The 7,469-nt window shown below is 33.1% G+C and carries 9 protein-coding genes and 1 riboswitch; all 9 genes read left to right on the top strand.

Going from position 1 to position 7,469, the window contains the following annotated elements:
• Positions 1 to 20: 20 nt before the first annotated feature.
• The 9 genes from B6K90_RS19915 to metQ all read left to right on the top strand — a co-directional run bounded on the left by B6K90_RS19915 (position 21) and on the right by metQ (position 7,306).
• Positions 21 to 1,805, top strand: a complete 1,785-nt coding sequence (locus tag B6K90_RS19915; protein WP_088014503.1) for an acyl-CoA dehydrogenase family protein — start codon at positions 21 to 23, stop codon at positions 1,803 to 1,805.
• Positions 1,806 to 2,137: 332 nt separating this feature from the next.
• Positions 2,138 to 2,494, top strand: coding sequence for an arsenate reductase family protein (locus tag B6K90_RS19920; protein WP_088014504.1), 357 nt, complete (start codon positions 2,138 to 2,140; stop codon positions 2,492 to 2,494).
• Between the two features lie 45 nt (positions 2,495 to 2,539).
• On the top strand, positions 2,540 to 2,923 hold the full coding sequence (gcvH, locus tag B6K90_RS19925) for a glycine cleavage system protein GcvH (protein WP_069034848.1): 384 nt from the start codon (positions 2,540 to 2,542) through the stop codon (positions 2,921 to 2,923).
• Between the two features lie 278 nt (positions 2,924 to 3,201).
• On the top strand, positions 3,202 to 3,552 hold the full coding sequence (locus B6K90_RS19930; protein WP_088014517.1) for a toprim domain-containing protein: 351 nt from the start codon (positions 3,202 to 3,204) through the stop codon (positions 3,550 to 3,552).
• Between the two features lie 15 nt (positions 3,553 to 3,567).
• A complete protein-coding gene (locus B6K90_RS19935; protein ID WP_088014505.1) occupies positions 3,568 to 3,891 on the top strand; it encodes a thioredoxin family protein in 324 nt (107 codons plus the stop codon).
• A gap of 202 nt (positions 3,892 to 4,093) precedes the next feature.
• Positions 4,094 to 4,456, top strand: a complete 363-nt coding sequence (locus B6K90_RS19940) for a hypothetical protein (RefSeq protein WP_088014506.1) — start codon at positions 4,094 to 4,096, stop codon at positions 4,454 to 4,456.
• A gap of 77 nt (positions 4,457 to 4,533) precedes the next feature.
• Positions 4,534 to 4,644: riboswitch (SAM riboswitch) on the top strand.
• 137 nt (positions 4,645 to 4,781) lie between these two features.
• Positions 4,782 to 5,795 carry a methionine ABC transporter ATP-binding protein gene (locus B6K90_RS19945; RefSeq protein ID WP_088014507.1) on the top strand — a complete coding sequence of 338 codons (1,014 nt, stop codon included), beginning with the start codon at positions 4,782 to 4,784 and terminating at the stop codon, positions 5,793 to 5,795.
• 1 nt (position 5,796) lies between these two features.
• Positions 5,797 to 6,465, top strand: a complete 669-nt coding sequence (locus tag B6K90_RS19950) for a methionine ABC transporter permease (RefSeq protein ID WP_088014508.1) — start codon at positions 5,797 to 5,799, stop codon at positions 6,463 to 6,465.
• A gap of 22 nt (positions 6,466 to 6,487) precedes the next feature.
• The gene (gene metQ / locus B6K90_RS19955; RefSeq protein WP_407920542.1) at positions 6,488 to 7,306 is read left to right on the top strand and encodes a methionine ABC transporter substrate-binding lipoprotein MetQ; all 819 of its coding nucleotides are present in this window, start codon (positions 6,488 to 6,490) and stop codon (positions 7,304 to 7,306) included.
• Positions 7,307 to 7,469 lie beyond the last annotated feature (163 nt).

A 7,469-nucleotide genomic window follows, 5' to 3' on the forward strand; every position in this document is an offset into this window, starting at 1 on the left:
GAAAATAGGAGGAATTTTCGATGGAAAAAACAATCGGTAACCTACTGAAAGGCGGAAGCTTTTTAACAACAGAAGTAACTTTTGATAAAGTTTTTACACCAGAGGATTTTACAGATGAGCATAAATTAATTGCAAAAACAACTGAAGATTTTGTAGTTAATGAAGTTTTACCTGAATTAGAATATTTAGAGCAACACGAATTTGACCGCACGGTTAGATTATTAAAACAAGCTGGTGAGCTAGGATTATTAGCTGCAGATGTTCCAGAAGAGTATGGCGGAATCGCGCTAGACAAAATTAGCTCAGCATTAATTACTGAAAAAATTTCACGTGGTGGTGGATTCTCACTTTCACAAGGAGCGCACGTAGGGATAGGTACACTTCCAATCGTTTTATTTGGAAATCATGATCAAAAGCAACGCTACTTACCTGGTTTAGCATCAGGTGAGAAATTTGCGGCTTATGCATTAACTGAGCCAGGTTCTGGATCAGATGCTTTAGGAGCAAAAACTGTTGCTAAATTAAATGCTGAAGGAACTCACTATGTTTTAAATGGTGAAAAACAATGGATTACAAATTCCGCGTTTGCAGATGTATTTGTAGTATATGCAAAAATTGATGGAGAGCACTTCTCAGCATTTATCGTTGAGAGAGAATATGAAGGTGTTTCGACTGGTCCAGAAGAAAAGAAAATGGGTATTAAATCATCTTCAACTCGTACATTGATTTTAGAAGATGTAAAAGTTCCTGTAGAAAACCTTTTAGGTGAAATTGGAAAAGGGCATGTTATTGCATTTAATATCTTAAATATTGGTCGTTACAAATTAGCTGTAGGTACAGTTGGTGGATCAAAACGTGCTTTAGAATTATCAGCAACGTATGCTAACCAACGCCAGCAATTTAAAACGCCAATTGCAAAATTTAGTTTAATTCAAGAAAAATTAGCAAGTATGGCTACAAAAATTTATGCAAGTGAAAGTTCAGCGTATCGTACTGTAGGACTTTTTGAAGATCGCTTTAGTCAATTAACTGAAGAGCAAGCAAAAGATCCAAAAGCAGTAGCAGCTGCTGTAGCAGAGTATGCGATTGAATGTTCATTAAATAAATTCTTCTGTTCTGAAGTACTAGACTATGTGGCTGATGAAGGAGTACAAATCCACGGTGGATATGGCTTCATGGCTGAATATGAAATTGAGCGTATTTACCGTGATTCTCGTATTAACCGAATCTTTGAGGGAACAAATGAAATTAATCGTTTAATCGTACCAAGCACTTACCTTCGAAAAGCAATGAGCGGAGAGCTTCCATTACTTCAACAAGCACAACAAATTCAAGAAGAATTAATGATGCTAATGCCTGAAGAAGTTGGAGATGCTCCTTTAGAGCAAGAAAAATATTTAGTTCGTAATGCGAAAAAAATTGCGATTATGATTGCTGGATTAGCAGTTCAAAAATTCGGTAAAGGATTAAGTACTGAACAAGAAATTCTAGTTAATATAGCAGATATTGTAAGCAATATTTACGCGATGGAATCTACAGTTCTACGTACTGAAAAAGCGATCAACAAAGTAGGTTTAGAAAAATCAAGCCAAAAATTACTTTATACTCAAGTATTCTGCCAAGAAGCATTCAATGAAATCGAAGCACATGCGAAAGAAACACTTGTTGCTGTTGAGACAGGTGACACTTTAAGAATGATGACTTCAGCTCTTCGTAAATTTACACGTCATACGCCAGTTAATGTAATTGCGAAAAAGCGTGAGATTGCAGCAAATGTATTAGCTGAAGAAAAATATACTGTTTAATCTTACAAAAAACTGCCAATTTTTTGATTGGCAGTTTTTTTATAATTTCATAAGTTTTAAAAGGATAATTTTCCCATGAATTGTGTCATACTAGTATAGGTTGAGTTATATTTAAGTGTTTAGACGTAGGTGTGTAAGGAATTTCTTTAAAATATTAAAAAAATGCATAAGTTTTATTAGAAAGTGCAGAAAACACGAACGTTCTACTAGTTTAGTGTGATTAATATTGCTATAATGTTGTTGTGCGACAATTTATTACAGAATTTTCGAACGGAACTATTTTAACTCGTATATTCCCTGTGATAAAATAGAATTTGGGAGGAGTTGCTAAAATGAGTATCATTTTTTATACATATCCAAAATGTGGAACTTGTCGAAAAGCCGCTTCTTGGCTTAAAGAGCATAATATTCCGGTTGAAGCAATTGATATTACATTAAATCCACCTTCAAAGGAGTTACTTGCTGATATTTATAAAGCAAGTGGACTTTCTATTAATAAATTATTTAATACAAGTGGCGTTAAATATCGTGAGCTTGGATTGAAGGATGTAATTCCAACAAAAACTGAGGACGAGCTATTAGAACTACTAAGTTCTGATGGTAAATTAATTAAAAGACCTCTACTTTTTAATGGAGATCATGCGACAGTTGGTTTTAATGAAGAAGTATTTGAAAAGGTTTGGTTATAAAATAACTATATAATTTAAGGTAATTAATCAGAGGAGGATTTCACAATGTCAATTCCAAATGAACTACGTTATTCAGAAGAACATGAGTGGGTAAAAGTTGAAGGTAATAAATACTATATCGGTATTACTCATTTCGCTCAATCAGAGCTTGGAGATATCGTATTTGTTGAGTTACCAGAAGTAGGCGATGAACTTACAATTAATGAGCCATTCGGTAGCGTTGAGTCTGTAAAAACAGTATCTGAACTATATGCTCCAATCAGTGGTAAAGTAATTGAAGTAAACTCTGATCTAGATGAAAATCCTGAATTCGTAAACGAATCTCCATACGAAAAAGCATGGATGGTAGTTGTTGAAGCAACAAATGCTTCTGAACTTGATGAGTTAATGACTGCTGGTCAATACGAAGAAATGATCAATCAAGATTAATTATCTGAAAAACGTCCTTATGGGCGTTTTTTTGTGTAGATAAAGTCCAAAAAATACAATTTTTACACAGTCTGAAGCGTCCTATAGGGCGTTTTTTGTATTTTATATGTATAATTAAAGTAATAAAGCTTAACTTATTTACATAAAACATAATTTAAAGGGACATTTTCATTTAGGGAAAAAAAGGAAACAACAAAGGCAAAATCGAATATACTATATACAAAAGATTTTTAGTCAAAAGTTTTTGAGTCCTATACATTAGGTGATGCCCAGTGAATATTGAAGATCAAAGAAAAGTTATCATTGTCGAAGGTACTACTGATAAGAGAAAAATACAGACGATTATAAAGGAGCCTGTAGATATTATCTGTACGAATGGTACAGTTGGTACTTCAAAGCTAGATGAGCTTGCTGAAATGTTAGATTTAAGAGAAATCTATGTGTTAGTAGATGCAGATGAGGCTGGTGAAAAGCTTAGAAGATTGTTAAAAAGAGAATTTCCACAGGCAGAACATCTGTACATTGATAGAAGTTATCGAGAAGTAGCAACAGCTCCGAGTCAACATTTAGCTAGTGTATTATTAGGGGCGGATATTTTAGTATTTACAGATTATTTACGTACAAATTAAAAAGGAAATATGATCATGCAGCAATGGACAAAGAATGAAATAATGCAAAGAATTCAATCAAAAGAGACATCAGTAATATATATATATACCGCAATGTGTGGTACATGCCAAGTAGCATCTAAAATGCTAGAAGTTGTAAATGAAATTCTGCCAAATTTGCCTATATGTAAGGTAAATATTAATGAAATAGTAGAGGAAGCTCAAAGTTGGAAGGTTGAAAGTGTACCTTGTTTACTTATTTTTGAGAATGGGGAAATGAAGCAAAAAATCTACGCTTTTCAATCTGTACCATATTTACATGAATTATTAAAAAAATATAATTTATATATTAAACGATGAGTGCATCCAGTAGGTTGCACTCTTTTTATATGGCAAAAATAATATTTCCTGATTTTAGACATATTTCTCGGGAAATGAGTTGAATGTTGTAGAAATAAAATTAAATTAGATTTTTATCAAGGTAAATGTCGAGCGAAATATAGAGAATACACCTCTTATCTATGAGAAAATAAGATTAAAGAATTCGGGAGAGGTGTTTATTATGGAAATCAAGGAGTGGATTGGACAAGCTAGAAATTTATTTATAAAAAAGGAATATTTACAAATCATTTTGCCAATCGAAGAAAAGATTGTAGAATTTAACTGTCTAAATGAAAAAGTTTTTATAAAGTTAAGTAAAAAGGCTCCTTTTATCGAGGTGATTGATCGTTCGATTCCGCAACTTAGGGTTAACTTTACAAAAGATGGATGGGAATATTTAAATTCAGGTTCGCAAAGGTTAGGACTTTTATTAAAACTAAATGATGCTTCTTTTGAAGGGAACTATCGGTTATTACTTCTAATCGAAACGATTTTTCAATATACGAGTGTTGAAAAAGAAAAAAAACTTTTAGAAAATTGTTGACAACTAGTGTCTAACTTTGTAGAATTGGACTTACGTTAAAGAAATTACGTTAAACAACTTAATAGATCGTAAGTTAGCTCTTATCGAGAGAGGTGGAGGGACTGTGCCCTATGAAACCCAGCAACCGTCAATGATCGTCATTGAAATGGTGCTAATTCCTGCAAAGCGTGTGCTTTGAGAGATGAGAGAAAGGAATACTTTTTGTATGTTAAACCTTTCTGCTCATGCGAGTTGAAAGGTTTTTTTGTTTTATGCGACTAAAAAAGTACTTTCTTACAAAAAATTGAGATAAGTTGTTAGAATGTTTTGAAAGGAGATCAAGTGTATGATTCAAATAAATAATGTAAGTAAAACATACAAGGGTAAAAAGGGCACTGTTACCGCAGTACAAAATGTTTCGTTAACGATTGAAGCAGGTGAAATTTTTGGCATGATCGGATATAGCGGCGCAGGGAAAAGTACGCTATTACGTATGCTGAATGGACTTGAGTCCCCTACATCAGGTGAAGTGATTATTAATGGTCAATCGATTTCTAAATGCTCATCTAGTCAGTTAAGAAAAGCAAGACAAAAAATAGGAATGATTTTTCAGCATTTTAATTTATTGTGGTCGAGAACGGTATTAGAAAATATACTTTTCCCACTTGAAATTGCTAAAGTTCCAAAAAAGGAAAGCATTGATCGTGCGAAGGAGTTAATCAAACTTGTAGGTCTTGAAGGTAGGGAGAATGCTTATCCATCTGAACTTAGTGGAGGTCAAAAGCAACGTGTCGGAATTGCAAGAGCACTTGCTAATAACCCAGATGTTCTTTTATGTGATGAAGCGACTTCGGCATTAGATCCAGAAACAACCGATTCAATATTAGCTTTACTGACAAATATTAATAAACAGCTTGGTATTACAATCATCCTGATTACTCATGAAATGCATGTTATTCAAAAAATTTGCCAACGAGTAGCTGTAATGGAAAACGGAAATGTAGTAGAAGAAGGCCATGTTGTTGATGTATTTACTCGTCCTAAACAACCAATTACAAAGAAATTTGTGACGCAAATCAAAGGCAATGATGAAGAATTAGACAGTGAAGTAATTTCTGAAGGAGATGGGAAGGATAATACTTACAAGCTAACCTTTAAAAATGGTCAAGCAGATCAGCCACATATTTCAGAAGTAGTTAAGCACTTTGATATTGAGATTAACATTTTGCAAGGAAAAATTGTTCAAACTGCTGAAGGCTCTTATGGGACAATGAAGATTCAACTTGTTGGAGACGTAAATAACATCAAAGAGGCAATTGCTTATTTAGAATCAAAACAAGTTGAAGTGGAGGTAGCATAAGATGACACAACTTTTTCCAAATGTTGATTGGGATGCAATGCTTTTAGCTACTCAAGAAACATTATTTATGACAGTAATAGCTGCACTTGCAACGTTCATTTTTGGACTAATTATAGGGTTATTCTTATTTTTAACTAGCAAAGATCAGCTTCTTGAAAATAAATTTTTTAATATAATACTAGCAGCGTTTGTAAATATTTTTCGTTCAATTCCGTTTATTATTTTAATTATTTTATTAATTCCATTTACGATCTTTATCCTTGGCTCAATGCTTGGAGCAAAAGCAGCATTACCTGCATTAATTATCGGTGCTGCACCATTCTATGCAAGGATGGTCGAAATCGGATTACGTGAAATTGATAAAGGGGTAATCGAAGCTGCAAGAGCGATGGGAGCTAGTACTTTTACAATCATCGTAAAAGTATTAATACCAGAAGCATTACCAGCAATTATTTCAGGTTTAACGGTTACTACAATTGCAATTGTTGGTTATACAGCAATGGCTGGTGTTGTAGGTGGTGGTGGACTTGGTAACTTAGCATTTATGGAAGGATATCAACGTTCTAATAACCAAGTAACACTTGTTGCGACAGTAATTATTTTATTAATCGTATTCATTCTTCAATTTATTGGTGACTTAGTAACAACAAAAATAGATAAAAGAGCTTAAACATATAAGGGAGGAAATGACAGTGAAATTCAAAAAAATCGCAGGAATATTAGGAGCAGGTGTTTTAGCATTATCTTTAGCTGCATGTAATAAAGGTGGAGAAGATAAAAATAAGGAATTAGTAGTTGGTGCATCGAATGTACCTCACGCAGTTATTTTAGAACAAGCTAAACCAATCCTTAAAAAAGAAGGAATTAACTTGAAAATTGTTAAATTCCAAGATTATGTTTTACCAAATAAAGCATTAGCTTCAAAAGAATTAGATGCTAACTATTTCCAACACATTCCATATTTAGAGTCTCAAATGAAAGAAAATGGTTATAAGTTTGAAAACGCTGGTGGGATTCATATTGAGCCAATCGGAGTTTACTCTAAAAAATATAAGAGCTTAGATGATCTTCCAAATGGGGCTAAAATTATCATGAGTAGCTCAGTAGCTGATCATGGTCGTATGTTAAGCTTATTACAACATGAAGGTTTAATTAAAATTAAAGCTGGAGTAGATCCAACTACTGCTCAAATTAAGGACATTGCTGAGAATCCAAAAAACTTAAAATTCCAAGCTGATGTAGATGCTGGAATGCTTCCAAAAGTTTATCAAAACAATGAAGGCGATGCAGTTTTAATTAACACAAACTATGCTATTGATGCTGGATTAAACCCAATGAAAGATGCTATTGCTTTAGAAGGTAAAGAATCTCCATACGTAAACATTATCGCTGTTCGTAAAGGTGATAAAGATAAAAAAGAAATTAAAGAGCTTGTAAAAGTACTACACTCTAAAGAAATTCAAGATTTTATTATTAAAAAATATAAAGGTGCTGTAGTACCTGTAAGTTAATAATGAAAAAGAAGAAAACTCTTAGTTATTCACTAAGAGTTTTCTTCACGCTGTTGAAAAAAGACTTCGTCAAGTATATGCCACGAATTTTTCGTGGCATTTTTGTTTTAGTTGTTCATTTAGTCTGTTTTTTGGTAAATTAAATGAAGACCTATTTCCTTTA

It is taken from the genome of Gottfriedia acidiceleris, from assembly GCF_002128425.1.
GTDB classification, from domain to species: Bacteria; Bacillota; Bacilli; order Bacillales; family Bacillaceae_G; genus Gottfriedia; species Gottfriedia acidiceleris.